Origin of the sequence: Bacillus cereus group sp. N31, from assembly GCF_016483245.1 — a bacterium.
Classification (GTDB): Bacteria; Bacillota; Bacilli; order Bacillales; family Bacillaceae_G; genus Bacillus_A; species Bacillus_A toyonensis.
Genome location: NZ_JAEHCH010000033.1, coordinates 1 through 18,483, shown reverse-complemented (window position 1 = coordinate 18,483; position 18,483 = coordinate 1). Strand labels below are relative to the sequence as shown.

Below are 18,483 nucleotides of genomic sequence, written 5' to 3'. Positions count from 1 at the left end.
AAATATAGGTTTTATACGCTTATTACCTTGATAGCATTATCTTGACTGTTAACGTGGTAGATACTTTGCTAGTTCAAAGGCTAGTTGATTTGGTATCTACTTTGGTAATAAGTTTGCTAGATACCATGGTTGCTACCTTGATACATCATATTGCGTGGGGCTTGTACATTATTAACACTTTTGTTTAAAAAAATCATGCTTTGGAAAAGATGTGATTAATAGAGGATTTAAGAATAGGAGTGTTCACAATGTTTGGCTTGGGGAAACCATTATCAAAGTTTGGTAAATTTTTAAGGAAAAATAATATTACTCAAACCGAATTAAAGGAATGGAGTGGAGTTAATCAAAATACAATTAGTCGTATTTCTCGTTCAAACGCATACAAGCCTTCATTAGGGAATGGCCAAAAACTAATTAGGTCCTTAAAAAGAAAAGGTTACAGCGTAGACTTTGAGGATTTCTGGATGTAATAATCAGCTCGTTAAACCGAGCTGATTATTTTTTGAGGATTTCATCATTATTTTTGATTTTTTAAATACCGGTTTCTCTATTAACAGAATGAACATATTTTTTCTAAAGGTATTACAAACTGAATCATAACTGGCCAATAAAAACCAAAAGAACATGATCTGAGGTTTTTTTGCTATACAAATAAAAGTACTAAAATTCCAAAGAACGTGTATAAAAAGTGATAAACAAAAGATATATTGTTAAGAGCAATAATATTAATACACAAGAAAAATACACGATAGAAATGCGCTTCCTATTCACCTTCCAATTACGTATACTGGAAATCATAAAACTTACTATCACCATGCAACAAATCCCCACCAAAAACACCAATACATATTCGTGAATAATAACACCACAAATTAAAAATATAACCGCTAATATTGCTAATAGTGAATGTATTACACGCAAAAATAACCTCTCCTTATCTCATTGGAAATCCATTAATATATTATTATTTTATTTAGCAAACAAATGGTTTCCGATTTGTGCAACGGTTTGACGTGTTGTAATCCATTTATCAGTCGAGGTTTTTGGATTATAGAAATAAAGCCAATCAGAATTTGTTCCTTTTGAAGTGAGAGCCTCTTCTACTGCCATTCTTGCTTCCTGTGTAGCAGGCTGATTAATTCTACCGTCTGTAACAGGAGTAAATGCATAACCATTTTTAATGGGTTCATAAATTACGTCTTTAATTGTATTTGGAAAGCCATTAGCGTTAACCCGATTTAACACTACCTTTGCAACTGCAACCTTTCCTTCAAGCGGTTCTCCCCCTGCTTCTGCATTCACTAATCGAGCCATTAAATCCACTTCTTGTAATGGAATACCCGTATCAATCTTTAAGTGCTGACCGACAAAAATTTGATTTCCGTCTACGTTATTATTTTGTTTAATAATCTGTATTGAAACCTTATATTGTTGTGATATAGAACTTAATGTATCCCCGCTTTTCACTTGGTAAATTGCTTGATATGTATTACTTGAAACTGCTGAATTATTTTTTTGAACATTTTCGTTTGCAGTTGAAGATCCTGGAATTGTTAAGCGTTCTCCAATATTAATTTGATCATTTGCTTTACTATTAGCTTGTTTAAGTGATTGTACGGACACCTCATATTGTTTACTTATTGCTTCTAGGGTATCATTCTTTTGAACCGTATAAGCCGTTGAAGCCGCAGCGCCTAATGGATTTGATACTATTGTAATCATTGCAGCAGATAATGGTAACAAGGTTTTCACCTTACATAACTTCATTCAAAAAAGCCTCCTAAAAATTATTAAGTACCCTTAATATGTCTATGTTAAAAACAAATCAAGCTATATATAGCGTAACAAAACATAAAATATAAGTCATTGAATTTGTATTTCTATATAATAATTGAATTGCTGATGATATTGAAAATGAATTATTATAGTTAGGTTTCAAAAGAATCGGATAATTCAATTCTCAAACAAAATTTTTGGAAAGTAGAGGCTTACTTTAATTGTTTAAAGAGAAACTAAAAACCTACCTTGAGGCTATAAGGATTTAAAGTCAACTCGAATAGTGTTCTTTTATTTGATTTTCCATAAAACATTTTTAAAATTCCGTACCATTGGAAATACCTATATAAAAAAATAATTAATTATTAGGAGTGCCATAAATGCCTGATGTGATCCGTCTCTGTATTGGTATAGTCATTGCCTTATTTTTATTTTCCTCCATAGTAATGGAGTTTAAAAAACCTCAACAAGATATGTTTTGGTTTTCGATTGAAGTCTTATCTCTCCTCGGAGTTTTACTGCTAATAAAAGAGTTTTTAATTAATCATATAACATAACCTCTTGAATGAAATTCAATATTCCGTCAATACTGTATATAAGCTGTATGCCACAACTCATTTGAAGTAGTTTTCTCTGTATCTCCTTATAAGGAGCAGTTAGCTTTTGCTAGCTGCTTTTTGTTTGTAAAAAGCACTCCATTAACTGGGCACACATATAGTATTCTGTGTTCCTCTCTTTACAAATGAATTATCTTGTCATGAGAGCACTTTATTAAGTGCTCTTTTCGTGTTTTAAATTAATACAAAATGAAATTTTTATTATATTTATTAATTTGAATATCCCCCTAATTAATGTGTGAAGGATATCACTTCTTTTTTAAGCATCTTTATGAACAAAATTTATAACTTTTACTCCACTTGGATCTATATTAAAAGTAACGGTTTCTATGCCATTCGGAGGATTATGAGCGCCTGTATAAGTTTTATATTGAACTGTGACGATAAAACTAAAATTTTCTTTTGGAAACCGTTCAACTTTTAAAATTTTTGCGTCCGTTAAACTATACTGATGATTTGGCCCAAGCTTATTTCTGATAGCTTTGCTTGCATATGGTGCTAATAAAGTATTGTAAGAATTATAAAAATCTTGATTATCAATATTAACTGCTTTGGTATCTAACGGCTTTAAAAATAAAACTGCTATTATAATTCCCAAAAGCAAAATAACCACTTTGCTTTTCAACATATAATCACCCTTAATAAATTTGGATATCCGTTAACCTCCCCAGCATAAGAGATGACTATTCTCCCCCGTATTGAACTTCTTTTTATTCAAACAGCACTTTTGTTTAAATCCACTTTTTTTGACTGTGGCCTTACTAATGCTTATGTGCTAAAATCCACTAGGATATTAATTTTAAAATTATTTTTGGAGGCTTTATGAATAATCACAACAACAATGAGACAAACAACAGCAATAGACTATTGGCAATTTTTCTAATAGTATCACCACTATTAATACCTATCGCGCTCCCTACAGCAATAATTGTAGGAATGAAACAATGGATGCCTGATGACGTTGAATACCCTAGTATAATTTCACTATTAACCCTATGTATTGGATTTTTCATAGTTGGGATTATCTTCTCTTTCATATTACACGTATTTAAATTATCTGAAGAAAAGCTAAAAGAATTAGGTTTCTTAGGATTTACAATTTCAATTGTTAGTACATTCCTGACAATGTATGTCGGATATTTTTGGCTAGCAAACCTTAATTTCACAGCAGTACAATTATCACCACATGCTGTATTAACCTTTGCGATTTTATCTACAATTCTTTTAGAAGCAATCTTTAAGTTAATTGATAAATTTGATACCCCTAATACAAAAGAAACAATTTAATAGATTTTAAAATGATTATTTTAGAGCACATATCAACCTGTGCTCTTTTTTCTTTTAATCAAATAACGATTTTGTTCACTTTTTTGATACATTTATGTGTTATCTTCAGTAAGTTCTTTTCTTTTTATAATATCTTGTGAGATATACCAACACAGGAAGCCCTAGATCCCCTAACCCTAGGGCTTCTTTATTCAAATAAGGATTTTGTTATACGCTTGTTTCTTGTAAGAATGATAATATTAATTGCTGAGATTTTAATTTAAATCTGAATCTTACGTTGAATAAAACTCAATATTCCGTCAATACTGTAGACAACATTATATTTTCTCCATTCCCCCTTGGAGATGAGCAGTTAACTTTTACTGGCTGCTCTTTTATTTTCTGCAATTGGTTACATTTCCCTGATGTTTTTAACGTAATATTAAGTTACGATATAAAAGAATAAAATATATTTGGCTGTTATACCATTACCCTAGGAAACTAGGGTTTTTATTTCTACAAAATAAAAATTTTTATTAAATTGCTTATACTTTATTTCTCAACCACAACGGATGGAATTATAATGAAATGAATGGTAATATATAGACATCTCAATTACGTTAGAGCTTGTTTCCTTGCAAGCTCTTTTTTTATTAAAATAGCGTTTTTGTTCAAAATGATGCCCTTACTCATTTGGATACATTTAACAGTATTTTCACCAAAAAACTCATGATATGTTTATTTAGTCGAGTACGTCATTACTTGACGATTACCCTTAGAAGCCCCGCAGACAATCGGGGTTTCTTTTATTTAAATAACGATTTTGTTCACTTTTATAGCTTGCTATTCCTCATAGTTGTGTTTTTCTTCTAGGACTTTTATAAAATTAAAGTGTCCATCGAGATAACAATCATTGATATAACCCCCAAAATATATTTCATTAACTTCGCTTAAAGTAAAATATTCATTTTTTCATTCAACAAGGTTCATAACATATTCTTTTCCTCTGGTAAAATAATGATTAGGTGCCTCACGCGCATTTTATCCACTGGAAATAACACCTTTTCTGTACTTAATTATTAGAAACTTCATTTTTGCTTCTTCTACAATAGCAATTTTGTTCACTTTTTCGATACATTTATGAAACATTCATATGTTATCTTCAGTACGTTCTATTCTTTTTATAAAACCGTGTGAGTTATACCAAAACAAGAATCCCTAGAGCCCTAACTCTAGGGATTCTTCATTTAAATACGGATTTTATACACTTTTATTATTTTCACAAACTTTTATATTTATTATACATAATATATAAATTTTTTTATGATACCTTTATGAAACATCACGTGTTTCAAATACAACATTTTTTGATGGCCTCTTATCTTTCCGTAAGGGGTCTTTTTTTATAACTATTTTGTTTGATTTCCTTACGTAATATCCTTAAATCACTTGAAGCAAAGAGTAAGACTGCAAAGTTAACAGATGAAGAGAAGAAGGAAGCACGTGATATTTTAAAGAAATTATCGGATGATCTTGATAAAACAGAGTAATAAACTTAGTCGGATCATTACAGATATAGTAATTTTAAAAAAAGGGGGCTACGGCACTCCTTTTCATTTCCGTTAGACAATATATAACGATATAAAGATGAATAATTTGTTATTATATTTACGGATTTATTTACATTAGGAGGAATGAAAAACTATGTTTAAAAGATTAGCAGTATTACTTATTGGAGCTCTATTATTATTTGGTTTATCCGCTTGTGACAGCGTTAAATCAATGACAAATAATGTCACGGTTGATAAGGTAATTGAAGAATTTAAAGCTGCAGGATTAGAAGCTGACAATCCTAGTGACCTACCAGAAAAAGAATTTGGAAATACTAGAAAAGAAGCAAAACGCATTCTTGTTCCAGCATTAGGTGAAGATAGTGGTGGTAGAATATTTGAGTTTAAAAACAAAGAAGATCTTGAGAAAGCTAAGAAATACTATGACGATTTAGGTAATGGTAATCAGATGCTATTCTCTCATACTTACGCAAAAGGTAACTTCCTTATACAAATGAATGGTGATATGGAAGATGCCCAATTTAACAAATATAAAGAAGTTATGGACAAAGTAATTAAGTAAGTTAAAGAATCCGCTTTCATTTATATGAAAACATGTTAGAATTATCTTTGGATGGGAGTCCAATACATATTATTAAAATTAAAGTGGTTCAAGTCGGAGGAAGGCACCTTAGGGTGTCTTTTCTTTATTTTCAAACGGACCTGCTCAATTAATCCTTAAAAACATAAGGTAAAGTGAATCCATTAAAATACATGAGTGACCTTAATTTTCCCCTCCTACTCAAAGGAGAGATTAAAATGGGCTTTGGTGGTAGTTGCGGTAGTTGTGGCGGAGGATTTGCCTTATTAGTTGTTTTATTTATTTTATTAATCATTGTTGGAGCTTCTTGCTTCTGCTAAAAAACTATCGGAAAAGGCACTCTTATATGGGTGTCTTTTCTTTTGGTTATTGTTTTATTTATAAAGTGCTTGAATTCAAAAAAGACATAGAATAGAACCTAATATGATAATCCTAATAAATCAATAATATCAATGACCTTCTTATCTTCTACTCTACAATAAAGCTTTGTACCCTTGCGCTCGATAATTACCATATTACCTTTAGTTAGTTTGCGTAAATGTTGTAAAATCATAGGTTCCGAAATATGCGTCGCAGCATTCAACTGGGAAACTGTCAAAGTCCCGCTTACAGTCAATTCACGTACAATTAATAAACGACTTAAACTGCCTAATAATTCTAAGATTTCCGCACCACTTTCATAATTACTGGAATTCATATTGAAATTGCCCAACATACTATTCATCCCCCTAATATTAATACAAATACTAGCTCAAATAGTTTAACATAAAAACAGGAAGTATTCTCCTAATAATTTCTATAAAAATGTAAAAATTTCAGGTTTTTGATGGTTCAAGTCGGGGAAGGCACCTTAGGGTGTCTTTTCTTTATGAATATGAGATACGGGGAAAAATAGGCCATAGGACAGAAATATAAAGTGATAATAAAGTTATTTAATTTAGATATAAAAAATACAAGAGCTTTGCTACATTGTATTGTATTAAAGCTCTTTAAGGTTGTTTAATTTCTATCCATTTAAAGGTGTGTGCACTCAAAAATCAATAATAAAGTTGTTTAAATCTTGTTCAACTAAAGCACCCATTAGTTCAATAAGAAAAAATTATCTATAATTATTAAAGTGGCCCACCTTCAAAACCAATAGGCCATCCATCCTCTTTAAATTTTACTTTATACTGAAACTCAAAGTGACCATCAAAAATAAAAGCTAAACTAAACCCTGAAAATATATAATCGTCAAAATTAACCATCTTTCCAAAACATATTGTGGATAGATAGTAGTTCTTTATTTCTTGATTAGGGAAGAATTCCTGTAAATATTTTAATGCACGGCTTATATGTAGATGGAGTTCATCGAATATTTTTTCTGCCATTTCGATAATCTCCACATCGGGATTTTCATTATTCCCTTGAATAAAAATCTCCACATCTTCCCATTCTCCGATATTAATACTATAAAACCACCGTTCTTGAATGAGATACTTCTCATTTTCGTATACAGGGGGATTAACTAGGTTTAATTCTTTCACCTCATCTTTAGTTAACGGTTTTTCAAGTATAAGCTTTTTATGCAAAATATTTTTGATATTAGAGACAATATATTTAGATTTGTTTAATTCTAAAGAGTCCATTTTCCACCTCATAAATTATAAAATAAAGTACATTCCCCTTTAATTATATCAACATCCCTATTCCAATATCCTGCACCGTTAGTTCAATAAGAATTAAATGTTGGTTTGGAATAAAGTTTAATCAGAAACATTACGCAAACACATATTATATGGTAAATAAGAAGCATCCATTTTGAAATAAGTTTGTTCAAAATGGATGCTTTCCTTGTGAATTAGTATACAATTTTTATAAAAAAGTTTGATCATTTTGTTCTCTGTAAATTTAAGTACCTTTCTTCCCATTATATTTAATAGTGCTAAACATAATAACTATTAATCATTATATAAATATTTATGATAATATATAAACTAAGATTATCAACGCAATGGAGGTTTACAATATGAAAAATATACAGGAATCCTAAAAAAAACCATTTATTAAATATCCATTAGCCATAATTTCAGCTATAGCTATAATAAAAACAGGCTATGATTTAGGCTCTTTTATAATAATGTTAAAATACATTTAAATCATAAAAAAAAGAAATTAATCTTTTGTTTAAAATGTTGCTTTAAAATAAAATTTGATTAAAAACATCTTATAAACACGTATTTTCTTTTTAAGATTTCTATTTAAAAACTAAGAGGTTTATTTACTTTTCAACCACTTAGTTCTAACCAATTCTCTATCGTTTAATATATTGTTCTTAGCTAGTTCATAACACACTAACCAAAAATCTTTTTGCCACTTTGTACAATCTTCCTCGTAATCCATAAGCATTTGAAGCATACAATACGAGTCAGAAGGCTCAATTTGAATCATATCATTTTTAAAAAATAAAGCTATGACGTACGATTTGAATTTTATAGAATCACCATTTGATAGTCTCATATTCCCAAATGGATAGGACTGATGAGACGATCTTTCTAGCTCAAATTTAAAAAACAATAAATTTTCAAAAAATAATTATATAAATTGTAATAGTACCACAAAATGCGAATTTCGTACGCTAAGCAATTTTTCATATAGAAAAAACCGATTCCCAGCACGTTAAGGATATCGGCTTTTATTCATTTCATTATTCTTTATCATTTAGAACTTGCTAGGTTGTATTTCCTATTTTTATTACGCAATATCAAAAGAATTTATTATTTATACACAATTCTAAAATACGAATTAACAGTTAATACATAATATCCAAAATAGATTACGCAGTATGCAATAATACTAATGGAAATGGGAATAATAATATTATATATAGGCATGTTGTTTATTATTGGTAAAGCAAATAAGCTATGAGTAAGTCCGACTATTATAGGTGAAATAAAACTAAAGCTAACTTGTTTCGAAATTGACTTTCTTACTTCTTTTTTCGTCACACCTATCTTATGAAGAACCTCATAGTATTTCTGATTAGCATGCGCTTCAGATAGTTGTTTATAATAAATAATGGAACCAGTTGCTAGTACAAATATAATCCCTAAAAAGCTTCCAATAAACAATGAGACTCCATACAGTTGCATAAAATCTTCATTTGTTTCAGATTGCCCTACATAATACCCTGATACAACTGTACTAACTGCCGTTAAAGCTATGGCACTTAAGATAGCAATAGTCGCAAGTAATTTGGCATTTCCTTTTACTCGATATAACAACTGTGAAATATTTAGCATATTCATACCATTAAAATAGATGTTACTCTTACTTTTAATTTTCTTTAATACTATAACTGTATAAGACGTGAATAGACAGTAGGTTGCAAGAACAATCGCAATCAAAATAGAAAACGGGATTATTTTAGGATCCATTAACGGATTCATAGGGTCCTCAGGATTCTGCACAAATTTTACGACTTCACGGAAAAAGAATGCTAAAACATAACCAAATCCAATTAAAATAAGACCCATATATGCCATAGATTTAGATCCTTTTGGCATACTTTCTCCTTTATGATTCGCTTGGAACATTTCAATTAATGGAAATTGATAAATTAAGCGAGAGTTTTTCCATGCTGTATATAATAAAATGGATAAAAAAACAATAATCGTGTCTATTATGGCCTTTATAGAAAACTCGAACGTAATTGGAACATTTAATTTCATCAAACTCATTAGAACTTCTAAAAATAGCTTAAAGCTTATACTGCCAATCAGTATTCCAACTATTAAAGCTACCCCCCCCATTATTAATGTTTCACAAAATAACATCGTACCAATTTTTTTTTTAGTAATACCTAGTAAAGAATATAACCCTATCTCTTTTTTACGTTTTCTTATAAAAAAATTAGTTGAGTAAATAATAAATATGGCTATAAAAATAATGAGTATCACTTTTGAAGACTGAAGAACACTATTAATCATTACATTATTAAGCATTTCTTTTTTTATTTGCGTACTATATCGAAGTGACGCAAATATAAAATAAATCAGCATACTCGAAGCTAAAGATACAAAATAAAGTATATACTCCTTAAAATTTCGCCTTATATTTCGTTGAACGATTTCAATTAAAGTCATTTATTTTAACCTCCTAAAAACTATTACTACAAAATATACAGTGTTTTAATTACACATTATGTTGTAAATGGCCATACTAGATAAGATCATCAGCCTTATCTTCAGAAATGGAAGACATTACATCAATGACTTGTTGGAAGAATTGCTTACGTGTTAATTCTCCTCGGTGTAATTCTTTATATAATTCACCATCTTTAATCATAATCACTCGTTTACAGTAACTTGCCGCAAACGCATCATGCGTTACCATTAATATGGTTGAGTTATCATATTCATTTAATGACTTCATACTTTCTAATAAATCTGTTGCTGACTTAGAATCAAGTGCTCCTGTTGGCTCGTCTCCAAAAATCATCCTTGGATTTGTAACGATTGCACGAGATGCTGCGCAGCGTTGCTTCTGTCCCCCAGATAATTGGTATGGGAATTGATTTAAAATATAATCAATCCCAAACTTCTTCGCAATTTCCAAAACACGTCGATCAATTTCTCTCGCTTCCACTTTTGAGAGCGCAAGTGGGAGGGCAATATTCTCTTTCACCGTTAGCGTATCTAATAAATTATAATCTTGGAAAATGAAACCTAAATGATTCCGACGAAATAACGCCAGCTTATCATCATTCATCTTCACGATGTCTTCTCCATCAATTAAAATCTCACCATTCGTCACATTATCAATTGTAGAAAGAACGTTTAATAGCGTCGTCTTACCAGATCCAGAAGGTCCCATAATGCCAACGAACTCACCTTCTTGCACTTGTAAGTTGATCTCTTTTAATGCTTCAAATTTATTTCCACCTGTGTCGTAAACTTTTTTTATATTTTTCACTTCTAATACTGTTTTCATCACTATATTCCTCTCTTGTTCTACTATCTATAGCACACTAATTTTCTTTGATCTTGATATCTGATATATTGTGATAAAGGGAATTGAAATTTTCAGCTTGATGGGTACATCATGAAAGTCCTTATTTTACAAAAGAGTGAATACTCATAGGGGCATTCACTCTTTTGTATGAACATCTTACAATCAAACTTATACCTTTCACTATTCTTACTCATACCGTAGACAATCAATTGGATCCAATTTAGCTGCTTTATTAGCCGGAAGTATACCAGAGACAATACCGATTACTATAGATATCCCAACAGATAGTAGACCGAGATTTAGGGATATAATGAATGGCCATCCACCTACGAATGCAGCTATCCAAGCAAAGAACATACCTAATCCAAAACCAATTGCTCCGCCCACTGCCGTTAAAATACAGGCTTCGATGAGAAATTGCATTAATATTTTTCTTCGTGTTGCACCAAGTGCTTTTCGAACACCTATTTCACGTGTACGCTCTGTAACGGATACAAGCATGATATTCATCACACCAATACCACCTACGATTAAAGAAATTCCAGCAACACCCGTGAATACCATTTCTATCGTATTGAATGATTCTTCTACGACCGAATCGTTTTGTTTCTCATCCGCTACTGTAAATAGATGCTCAAATTCCAGTGGTTTCAATCCATTTAATACAGATACAGCTTGTTTCCCTACAGTTTCTCGCTCACTAGAAGAAGATAACTTAATTGTCACTGCATCATATTCCTCAACCCCTGCAATCAATGGTGCATTGTCAATCGATGTATATCCTGCATGCAAATTTGATTGCCATATATTATCATATTTATACACCCCGGCAATCTTATATGGTTTTCCTTTTATATCTATATACAAATCATCATTCCAAGTATCAAACAGTTTTGTAAATAAAGCTTCACTGAGAATTACAACAGGGATTGGTTTTTCCAGTTCAGTCTCTGTTAACTCACGCCCATGTACCATTTTTAGTTTTTGATCCTGCATAAAATTACCTGTTCCCACATATAAATTAAGAGGAACTTCTTTTGATTTCACATAGGCTTTTACGTCCATATTCATATGTGGGTAAACGTCCTTTACACCTGGTACTTCTTGTAATTTCTTTACCATATCTGGTGTGATTTTCGCTATATCTAGTGGAAAATCCGGATTGATATACTCTATATAGAGTTCATCCATATGGCGGCTCTCTTCAATCTCTTTTTGTATCTTTGCAGTATTTCCATCACCCATTGCGAGAATCGTAATAATCGCACTGATTCCAATAATAATTCCTAGCATCGTTAAAATGGATCGCATTTTATGTGCAAAGATAGAAGATATGGCCATACGTATATTTTCATTTATATTCAAATTTATTCTCTCCAGTCCTGAACAATGTTTCCGTCACGAATGACAATTCGACGTGCTGCCGCTTCCCCGATTTCACGATCGTGGGTAATTAGAATAATAGTTGAGCCTTGTTTGTTTAATTCGTAAAATAGATTTACAATTTGTTCACTTGTTTTCGTATCTAGTGCACCTGTTGGCTCATCGGCCAAAATAAATTTCGGATTATTTACAATTGCGCGTGCGACTGCAACACGTTGTTTTTGACCACCTGACAATTCATTTGGAAGATGGGTAGCACGATCAGCTAAACCGACTTTTGTTAAAGCTGCTAATGAACGCTCACGTCTTTCTTTTTTATCGATTCCTGCATAAATAAGCGGTAATTCAACGTTTTGCAACGCTGTAAGTCGTGGCAGTAACATGAAGTTTTGAAATACGAATCCAATCTCTTTATTACGAACATGCGCAAGTTCGGTTTCAGACATGTTTGAAATATTTTGTCCAGCTAATTCATATGAACCCGTCGTGGGCTTATCTAAGCACCCGATAATATTCATTAATGTTGATTTACCAGAACCAGAAGGCCCCATGATAGAAGTGAAATCTCCTTGATTTATTGTTACATCAATTCCGTGCAATATTTGAATGGATTCTTCACCATTTTGAAAAGATTTTGTAATGCCTTGTAAATTAATCATTGCGTGGTAACCTCCATACCATCTTTTAGATTTACATTAGGTCTAGAGATAATTTTTTCTCCTTTTTTCACTCCTGAAATTTTTGCTTCATTACCAGCTTCAAATTCAACCGTGACAACTTGTTCTTTTGCCTTTTCATCTTTTACAACAAAGACAACATTTTTGTCACCTTTTTTTAAGATGCTGGTCTTTGGAACGATTGTACCCGTTGCTTCACCTAATGTAGTTTTTACGTATACGTGGAAACCATTTTGTAAGCCTTCACTATTGTCTAAAGTAATGGTAAATGGATAATTAGAAACTGTTTTGTTTTCATCCATACTTTTTAATGGTGTAGAACCAATTTCTGTTACTTTTCCTGTCCATGTCTTATCCGCTACAGTTTTTGATGAAACTGTTATTTCTTGTCCAACTTTTACATTAGCAAGTTCAAATTCAGACATTTGACCTTTCACTTTAAATGGACCAGCCTGACGCAGTGTAATACCGCTCATACCTTTTTTTTCATCAGCATTTCTGACAATATCATCAATTACACCATCAGTAGGGCTTGTTACAGAAAGTGCGTTTAACTTCTCTCTCGCTACTTTAATCATTTCATCCGCTTTTTCTACTTCAAACTTTTTCATTTCAATTTGTGATTCTAATTGTTGCACTTCAATTTCTGCAGCTTTTACTGCTTCCCCAGAAAGACCAACATTTTTCTCCTTTTTTACTTTTTGTTTCGCTACATCAATTTGTTTTTGAAGTAATGTTACTTCTTTTTGTGCAATTTTCTTTTGTATTTCAGCTTCCGTTACGCCTTGTTTTGTGATAGGATCATTATATTTAAAAAGGAGCTGTCCCTTTTTTACTTCCTCACCTTTTTGGACTGCTAAATCATACATCCCTTTTGTCGGATCGAATGAAATGGTTTCAATGCCATTTGGAATAACTTCTCCACTTAAGTTTTGCTGATTCTCTATATGTTTTTCTATCACTTCAGATAATTTATAGGTCATAACTGGTTCAGAATTCCCAGCAAACGTCATATACCCCCCAACTCCTATACCAATTGTTAACACTCCAACGATGACTACTTTATTTACTTTTTTCATATTATCCTCACTTTTTCCTATGCTTTTTTTGGAAACCAGCATTTCTTTTTGTGTAATTAGTTAATCTTTTCAGGAATGATATATAAATTAGATTACAAAATTTAAACATCTCCTTTTTAAAATCATTGTTTTATATAAAGTCCAGCACATACGGTGCACAATATAAAAAGCCCACTTTTTATTTCTAACTCCTCCTTGACCTAACCTATGTATAGGATAGAAGAAATTAATTAAATAAAAAGTGGGGTGAAAATTAAATATTTATTAAATTTTTACATTCTCTTCTTGCGGTAATCTCACTTCGAATATTGTTCTAAATTCATTACTTTGTGCTGAAATGTTTCCATTATGTTGTTCAACAATATTTTTTGCAATAAATAATCCAAGACCTGTACTGTTTTTCTGCACTGTTCTCGCTTTATCACCCGTATAAAACATATCGAAAAGATAGGGTAATTCTTCTTCAGGGATGCTATCTCCATAATTAACAATCTGTACAACAACATCTCCATCTTCAATATATCCATTCATATCAACAAATTGTCCTTTATTTCCGTATCGAACCGCATTTGTTACAAGATTTTCAAATACTCGTGCTAACAAATTCCCGTCACCGTTGATAGTTAAATTGGGTTCAACATGTAATCTAGCCTCTAATTGCTTTTTCTCTAATAATGGATATAATTCCTCATCTAATTGCACCAACAATTTACTTATATTAATGTTTTTTTTATCTAATTGTTGTACACCATAATTCATTCGTGTAATTTCAAATAACTCATCAATTAAACTTTCAAGTCGTTGTGATTTTGCGAATGCAATTGTAGAATAATATTTAATTTGTTCTGCAGTTAAGTTTTTCTCATTGAGAATTAAATCTAAATAACCCAGGACAGATGTTAATGGTGTTCTTAAATCATGAGCTAAGTTAACAATAAGTTGATCTTTACTACTTTCTGCAAAATCTCCTCGTTCAACCGCTTCTTTTAAGTTTTTACTCGCGATATTAATTGCTCGTGCAATATCACTAAATTCATCATTTGATGATATATAAACTTTATTTGTAAAATCTCCTTTAGCAAGATGATGAATGCCATTAGAAATTTCATCAAAATACTTTAAATATGGTTTCGTTAAAAAGAAAAAGAACAAGATAGATAGTAAGATGAAGGGAATAAAAGAAAAATAATCACTTCCTCTAACCACCCTACTTGCTACATAGTCTTCATGACTAACCATCATTCTAAAAGAGAACCCTAATGTTTTTTGAATTATATATGTTCCGCAAGCTGCTAATACCATACTTAGTGCAAACAAGGCAATCATTTTAAAACGAAAACTTCTCATGATTTTAATCATTGAATGTATAACCTACTCCCCATATCGTTTTTATTAACTTGTTCTTTCTTTTATCTTCCCCAATTTTTTTTCGTAAAGTACGAATATGCACCGTAACTGTACTATAACTATCATCATAATAATCATTTGTCCATACTTGCTGAAATATATTTTCAAGACTATATACTTTATTGGGATGACTCGCTAATAAATATAAGATATCAAACTCTTTCGGGGTTAATTCAATTCGTTCTCCGTATACATGTACCGTTCTTTTCTCAAAATCAATAACAACGCCGCCTACCTCTAAAACGGATCTATTCTCCTCTTCTACTTTCGATTGATTTAACGTTAGAAATCGGCGAAGTTGAGCATTCACACGTGCGACTAATTCGATTGGTGTAAAAGGCTTCGTCATATAATCATCTCCACCTAGTACAAGGCCTGTCACTTTATCAAAATCAGATGTTTTCGCGCTTAAAAAAATGATTGGCATATAATGTTTGGTGCGGATTTTCCGCGTTACCTCATAACCATCCATTTTTGGCATCATGATATCTAACACAACTAAATCGATTTGCTGTGATTGAATAACCTGAATTACCTCTTCTCCATCAGTTACTTTCACAACCTGGTATCCTTCTTTTTTTAAATGTATTTCAATTAATTCAGCAATCTCCAAGTCATCATCAGCTATTAAAACTGTAATGGGCTTCATTTTATTCTCCCTCTTCTTTTACTTACATATATTCCAATTTAAAACTTGATTAATCTATTTTATACCATCTTTAAAAATACTATTATGTATTTCGTTCTTTTAGAGGATAGTTTAAATTCCTATTATCCCCTATGGCGAAAAATTATTTTAGTATTTTTTGAATGATTATACAATTTTACATTTCTACATACAAATCTTATCATTTTTAGGATAGAAGTGAAAAATGTCCCTATAAAAAATATTTTTAAATACCTTACTAACTTTAATTTAATATTTTTTCTTCCATTAAAGATGTAGAAGCATTATAAATAGAACGTATCCCATATAGCCAAGTTTGGGCAAAAGTATCTTTAAATAGATAACAAGCAAAAGCAGTCGTTGTTCCATATAATATCTAATTTTCTTTTAACGATACCACTAAAGTATCTTTATCATTCTATACTTTCTTCTATAATTCCCAGGTCATCTTAATTTTATCTTTTATAAGTACATACTTTTTCTACCTCTGGAAAATATGCTGTCAATTTGTCTTTCTCTTGTACCATTTTTTGTTTCTGAGTAAAATCTTTGTCATAATCAATATTCATCCAATCATTATCAAGCCAAGTGTATGCCCCTGAATTTTTAAATTCATCTGACATTTTTTCGGTATACATTTTTATTAACAATATAGTTTTCTTTTTTTGGGTTTCTGGATTAACTTCTATTTTTTCGCTAAACGTGTAAGAAATCGGACAATTATTATCATTATCCACTAATCTCCAATTCCCATTTAATTCTTTATTGCTACATCCAATTAGCAATAAACTGAAGCTAATTGGAAAAATGAGCGTTTTTATTTTTTTCATCATACATTTACCTTTCATCATCATTTTTTATTTAATGTTTAGTTAAGTACGAATCCCTCTCTAACATAAATGTGTTATATAAATAACTGCACATATATAGGATAGAGAAAATTAGTTAAATAAAAAGTAGGGTGATTATAAAATTTCCATTAAATTTTATAACTCTTTAATTTTTATAATATTCTTTCAAATATTGTTGTTAATTCATAACTTTTAACAGAGTGTTTCCGCTTATTTTGTTCAAAAATGCTCTTAGCAAGATTTCATTCATGTTATCTTCTTTATTATGTAAAATAAATTTGCTTAATCGTATCTCTCTTTAAATGATTAAAAGCTTATAATAGGTTCTTTGAAAAACATCACCTGTTTGTAAAGGTATACCTTTACAAACTAAAGGGCCCTATCTATGAAACGTTAAAATACCAGGTTTATAAAGGTGATTAAAATCATTTTATAAACGTTTATTTTTAATGAATACCTTTATAAACAAAAATGGTATAATTGTGGTAACAAATGTGAGGAGCGTACAAAACGTGGCAAATATTTATGGATATATACGTGTAAGTACAAAAGATCAAAATGAACAACGTCAGTTACATAAGATGATCGAACGAGGAGTGGAAGCTCGACGCATTTTTGTCGATAAAGCAAGTGGACGACATTTTGATCGCCCCCAATATCAATTATTACGAAAGATATTAAGTACAAGTGATATTGTTTACATAGATGCCTTAGATCGTATGGGCCGCAATTATGATGAGGTAATTTCAGAATGGAAATATATAACAAGAGAATTACAAGCTGATATCGTAGTTTTAGAAAATGAAACCCTGTTTGATAGTCGGAAATTTCGTGAGATGGGTGATATGGGCCGATCAATGGAAGATCAATTTTTATCTTTGCTATCCTACGTTGCGGATCAAGAGCGTAAAAAAATTCATCAGCGACAAGCCGAAGGGATTGCGGTAGCTAAGTCTCAAGGAAAACATTTAGGCCGTCCTCAGGTGAACCTTTCGACCTTAAGCAAACAACAAATGAATATAATAGAAGAAACTTATTCAAAATGGAAAAGAGGAGAAATAACTGCTGTTATGTTTATGGAAATGTTAGAACTCAAGAAAAATACGTTTTATAAAATAATGAAAGAATATGAAGAGAACAAATTACAAACTAACTAAATGAGGAATAAGAGCCGGATGTTTCTCAGAGTAGAAAATCCGGCTCTTATTCTGTTGAAATTTGCTTAGCGTATATTTTCGTTAAAATGTGGGCGGGACCCCATGCCCATCAAGCTAAGGTTGGGTATTCCATGAACTTCCGTTCTTTTTGTCTACATGCTTGATATTTTGTTTATTTGTTTTTAAAAATACGCATTCCAAATAAACCTTAATAAGGTGTATTTTTAAAAGTTATGCAATTTTCTTATTTAGATTGGATACAGTGCACTTATAAACAACGCCTAAAATATCAAAAACTGTCTTTTTCTCATATCGATGGGATTTCCGTCCGTTTTTCTGTAAGAGGTCAAACAGACGAAGAAAAATTTTTGATACTTCTTGAATGTCTTGTTGTATAGCTTCATATACTAAGTACAGATGATCTTGAATCATATAAATTGCTTTATATTCACTTAATTCT

General features: G+C 31.1%; 18 protein-coding genes and 1 pseudogene. 6 read left to right on the top strand and 13 right to left on the bottom strand.

The window, feature by feature from the left end; genetic code table 11:
• The first annotated feature begins 248 nt into the window (after positions 1 to 248).
• Positions 249 to 470 (top strand): helix-turn-helix domain-containing protein, encoded by a 222-nt coding sequence (locus JDS81_RS26655; protein WP_097953849.1) that lies wholly within the window; start codon positions 249 to 251, stop codon positions 468 to 470.
• A gap of 499 nt (positions 471 to 969) precedes the next feature.
• Here JDS81_RS26655 and JDS81_RS26650 read toward each other — a convergent pair whose 3' ends face one another.
• Positions 970 to 1,767, bottom strand: coding sequence for a cell wall hydrolase (locus JDS81_RS26650; protein WP_097953851.1), 798 nt, complete (start codon positions 1,765 to 1,767; stop codon positions 970 to 972).
• A gap of 389 nt (positions 1,768 to 2,156) precedes the next feature.
• Here JDS81_RS26650 and JDS81_RS26645 point away from each other — a divergent pair, with 389 nt between their 5' ends.
• On the top strand, positions 2,157 to 2,333 hold the full coding sequence (locus JDS81_RS26645) for a hypothetical protein (RefSeq protein ID WP_179864508.1): 177 nt from the start codon (positions 2,157 to 2,159) through the stop codon (positions 2,331 to 2,333).
• A 319-nt stretch (positions 2,334 to 2,652) separates the two neighbouring features.
• Here the strand turns inward: JDS81_RS26645 and JDS81_RS26640 are convergent, their stop codons facing one another.
• Entirely contained in the window at positions 2,653 to 3,021 is a 369-nt protein-coding gene (locus JDS81_RS26640) for a DUF3888 domain-containing protein (RefSeq protein ID WP_097953852.1), read from the bottom strand.
• A gap of 194 nt (positions 3,022 to 3,215) precedes the next feature.
• On the opposite strand from JDS81_RS26640, the gene JDS81_RS26635 reads away from it, so the two are divergent.
• The 3 genes from JDS81_RS26635 (at position 3,216) to JDS81_RS26625 (ending at position 6,130) form a co-directional block, all read left to right on the top strand.
• Entirely contained in the window at positions 3,216 to 3,680 is a 465-nt protein-coding gene (locus tag JDS81_RS26635; RefSeq protein ID WP_097953853.1) for an epimerase, read from the top strand.
• 1,683 nt (positions 3,681 to 5,363) lie between these two features.
• On the top strand, positions 5,364 to 5,792 hold the full coding sequence (locus tag JDS81_RS26630) for a stress protein (protein WP_199688644.1): 429 nt from the start codon (positions 5,364 to 5,366) through the stop codon (positions 5,790 to 5,792).
• Between the two features lie 236 nt (positions 5,793 to 6,028).
• Positions 6,029 to 6,130 (top strand): YjcZ family sporulation protein, encoded by a 102-nt coding sequence (locus tag JDS81_RS26625; protein WP_079995239.1) that lies wholly within the window; start codon positions 6,029 to 6,031, stop codon positions 6,128 to 6,130.
• 98 nt (positions 6,131 to 6,228) lie between these two features.
• On the opposite strand, the gene JDS81_RS26620 is transcribed toward JDS81_RS26625, so the two are convergent.
• From JDS81_RS26620 to JDS81_RS26575, 10 genes are all read right to left on the bottom strand, one after another.
• The gene (locus JDS81_RS26620; RefSeq protein ID WP_097953855.1) at positions 6,229 to 6,525 is read right to left on the bottom strand and encodes an ArsR/SmtB family transcription factor; all 297 of its coding nucleotides are present in this window, start codon (positions 6,523 to 6,525) and stop codon (positions 6,229 to 6,231) included.
• A gap of 397 nt (positions 6,526 to 6,922) precedes the next feature.
• The gene (locus tag JDS81_RS26615; protein WP_097953856.1) at positions 6,923 to 7,438 is read right to left on the bottom strand and encodes a hypothetical protein; all 516 of its coding nucleotides are present in this window, start codon (positions 7,436 to 7,438) and stop codon (positions 6,923 to 6,925) included.
• Positions 7,439 to 8,566: 1,128 nt separating this feature from the next.
• Positions 8,567 to 9,934, bottom strand: a complete 1,368-nt coding sequence (locus JDS81_RS26610) for an FtsX-like permease family protein (RefSeq protein ID WP_097953857.1) — start codon at positions 9,932 to 9,934, stop codon at positions 8,567 to 8,569.
• A 76-nt stretch (positions 9,935 to 10,010) separates the two neighbouring features.
• A complete protein-coding gene (locus tag JDS81_RS26605) occupies positions 10,011 to 10,781 on the bottom strand; it encodes an ABC transporter ATP-binding protein (protein ID WP_097953858.1) in 771 nt (256 codons plus the stop codon).
• A gap of 207 nt (positions 10,782 to 10,988) precedes the next feature.
• Positions 10,989 to 12,167, bottom strand: a complete 1,179-nt coding sequence (locus JDS81_RS26600) for an ABC transporter permease (RefSeq protein WP_097953859.1) — start codon at positions 12,165 to 12,167, stop codon at positions 10,989 to 10,991.
• A 2-nt stretch (positions 12,168 to 12,169) separates the two neighbouring features.
• On the bottom strand, positions 12,170 to 12,844 hold the full coding sequence (locus JDS81_RS26595) for an ABC transporter ATP-binding protein (protein ID WP_097953860.1): 675 nt from the start codon (positions 12,842 to 12,844) through the stop codon (positions 12,170 to 12,172).
• Positions 12,841 to 13,941, bottom strand: coding sequence for an efflux RND transporter periplasmic adaptor subunit (locus JDS81_RS26590; protein ID WP_097953861.1), 1,101 nt, complete (start codon positions 13,939 to 13,941; stop codon positions 12,841 to 12,843). Before JDS81_RS26590 ends, JDS81_RS26595 begins: the two co-directional genes overlap by 4 nt.
• 264 nt (positions 13,942 to 14,205) lie before the next feature.
• Positions 14,206 to 15,300 (bottom strand): HAMP domain-containing sensor histidine kinase, encoded by a 1,095-nt coding sequence (locus tag JDS81_RS26585; RefSeq protein WP_097953862.1) that lies wholly within the window; start codon positions 15,298 to 15,300, stop codon positions 14,206 to 14,208.
• The gene (locus JDS81_RS26580; protein ID WP_097953863.1) at positions 15,293 to 15,997 is read right to left on the bottom strand and encodes a response regulator transcription factor; all 705 of its coding nucleotides are present in this window, start codon (positions 15,995 to 15,997) and stop codon (positions 15,293 to 15,295) included. Before JDS81_RS26580 ends, JDS81_RS26585 begins: the two co-directional genes overlap by 8 nt.
• A gap of 473 nt (positions 15,998 to 16,470) precedes the next feature.
• Positions 16,471 to 16,848 carry a hypothetical protein gene (locus tag JDS81_RS26575; protein ID WP_242481406.1) on the bottom strand — a complete coding sequence of 126 codons (378 nt, stop codon included), beginning with the start codon at positions 16,846 to 16,848 and terminating at the stop codon, positions 16,471 to 16,473.
• A 530-nt stretch (positions 16,849 to 17,378) separates the two neighbouring features.
• Between JDS81_RS26575 and JDS81_RS26570 the strand changes: the two genes are divergently transcribed.
• Positions 17,379 to 18,023, top strand: coding sequence for a recombinase family protein (locus JDS81_RS26570; protein ID WP_097953864.1), 645 nt, complete (start codon positions 17,379 to 17,381; stop codon positions 18,021 to 18,023).
• 231 nt (positions 18,024 to 18,254) lie between these two features.
• Here the strand turns inward: JDS81_RS26570 and JDS81_RS26565 are convergent.
• A pseudogene (locus JDS81_RS26565) lies at positions 18,255 to 18,483 on the bottom strand (IS4 family transposase); the annotation flags it as partial.

Bases quoted from the DNA above. Each gene is read 5' to 3' on its own strand.
- JDS81_RS26655 (WP_097953849.1), top strand. From the start codon at position 249: ATGTTTGGCTTGGGGAAACCATTATCAAAGTTTGGTAAATTTTTAAGG.
- JDS81_RS26650 (WP_097953851.1), bottom strand. From the start codon at position 1,767: ATGAAGTTATGTAAGGTGAAAACCTTGTTACCATTATCTGCTGCAATG.
- JDS81_RS26645 (WP_179864508.1), top strand. From the start codon at position 2,157: ATGCCTGATGTGATCCGTCTCTGTATTGGTATAGTCATTGCCTTATTT.
- JDS81_RS26640 (WP_097953852.1), bottom strand. From the start codon at position 3,021: ATGTTGAAAAGCAAAGTGGTTATTTTGCTTTTGGGAATTATAATAGCA.
- JDS81_RS26635 (WP_097953853.1), top strand. From the start codon at position 3,216: ATGAATAATCACAACAACAATGAGACAAACAACAGCAATAGACTATTG.
- JDS81_RS26630 (WP_199688644.1), top strand. From the start codon at position 5,364: ATGTTTAAAAGATTAGCAGTATTACTTATTGGAGCTCTATTATTATTT.
- JDS81_RS26625 (WP_079995239.1), top strand. From the start codon at position 6,029: ATGGGCTTTGGTGGTAGTTGCGGTAGTTGTGGCGGAGGATTTGCCTTA.
- JDS81_RS26620 (WP_097953855.1), bottom strand. From the start codon at position 6,525: ATGTTGGGCAATTTCAATATGAATTCCAGTAATTATGAAAGTGGTGCG.
- JDS81_RS26615 (WP_097953856.1), bottom strand. From the start codon at position 7,438: ATGGACTCTTTAGAATTAAACAAATCTAAATATATTGTCTCTAATATC.
- JDS81_RS26610 (WP_097953857.1), bottom strand. From the start codon at position 9,934: ATGACTTTAATTGAAATCGTTCAACGAAATATAAGGCGAAATTTTAAG.
- JDS81_RS26605 (WP_097953858.1), bottom strand. From the start codon at position 10,781: ATGAAAACAGTATTAGAAGTGAAAAATATAAAAAAAGTTTACGACACA.
- JDS81_RS26595 (WP_097953860.1), bottom strand. From the start codon at position 12,844: ATGATTAATTTACAAGGCATTACAAAATCTTTTCAAAATGGTGAAGAA.
- JDS81_RS26590 (WP_097953861.1), bottom strand. From the start codon at position 13,941: ATGAAAAAAGTAAATAAAGTAGTCATCGTTGGAGTGTTAACAATTGGT.
- JDS81_RS26585 (WP_097953862.1), bottom strand. From the start codon at position 15,300: ATGATTAAAATCATGAGAAGTTTTCGTTTTAAAATGATTGCCTTGTTT.
- JDS81_RS26580 (WP_097953863.1), bottom strand. From the start codon at position 15,997: ATGAAGCCCATTACAGTTTTAATAGCTGATGATGACTTGGAGATTGCT.
- JDS81_RS26575 (WP_242481406.1), bottom strand. From the start codon at position 16,848: ATGATGAAAAAAATAAAAACGCTCATTTTTCCAATTAGCTTCAGTTTA.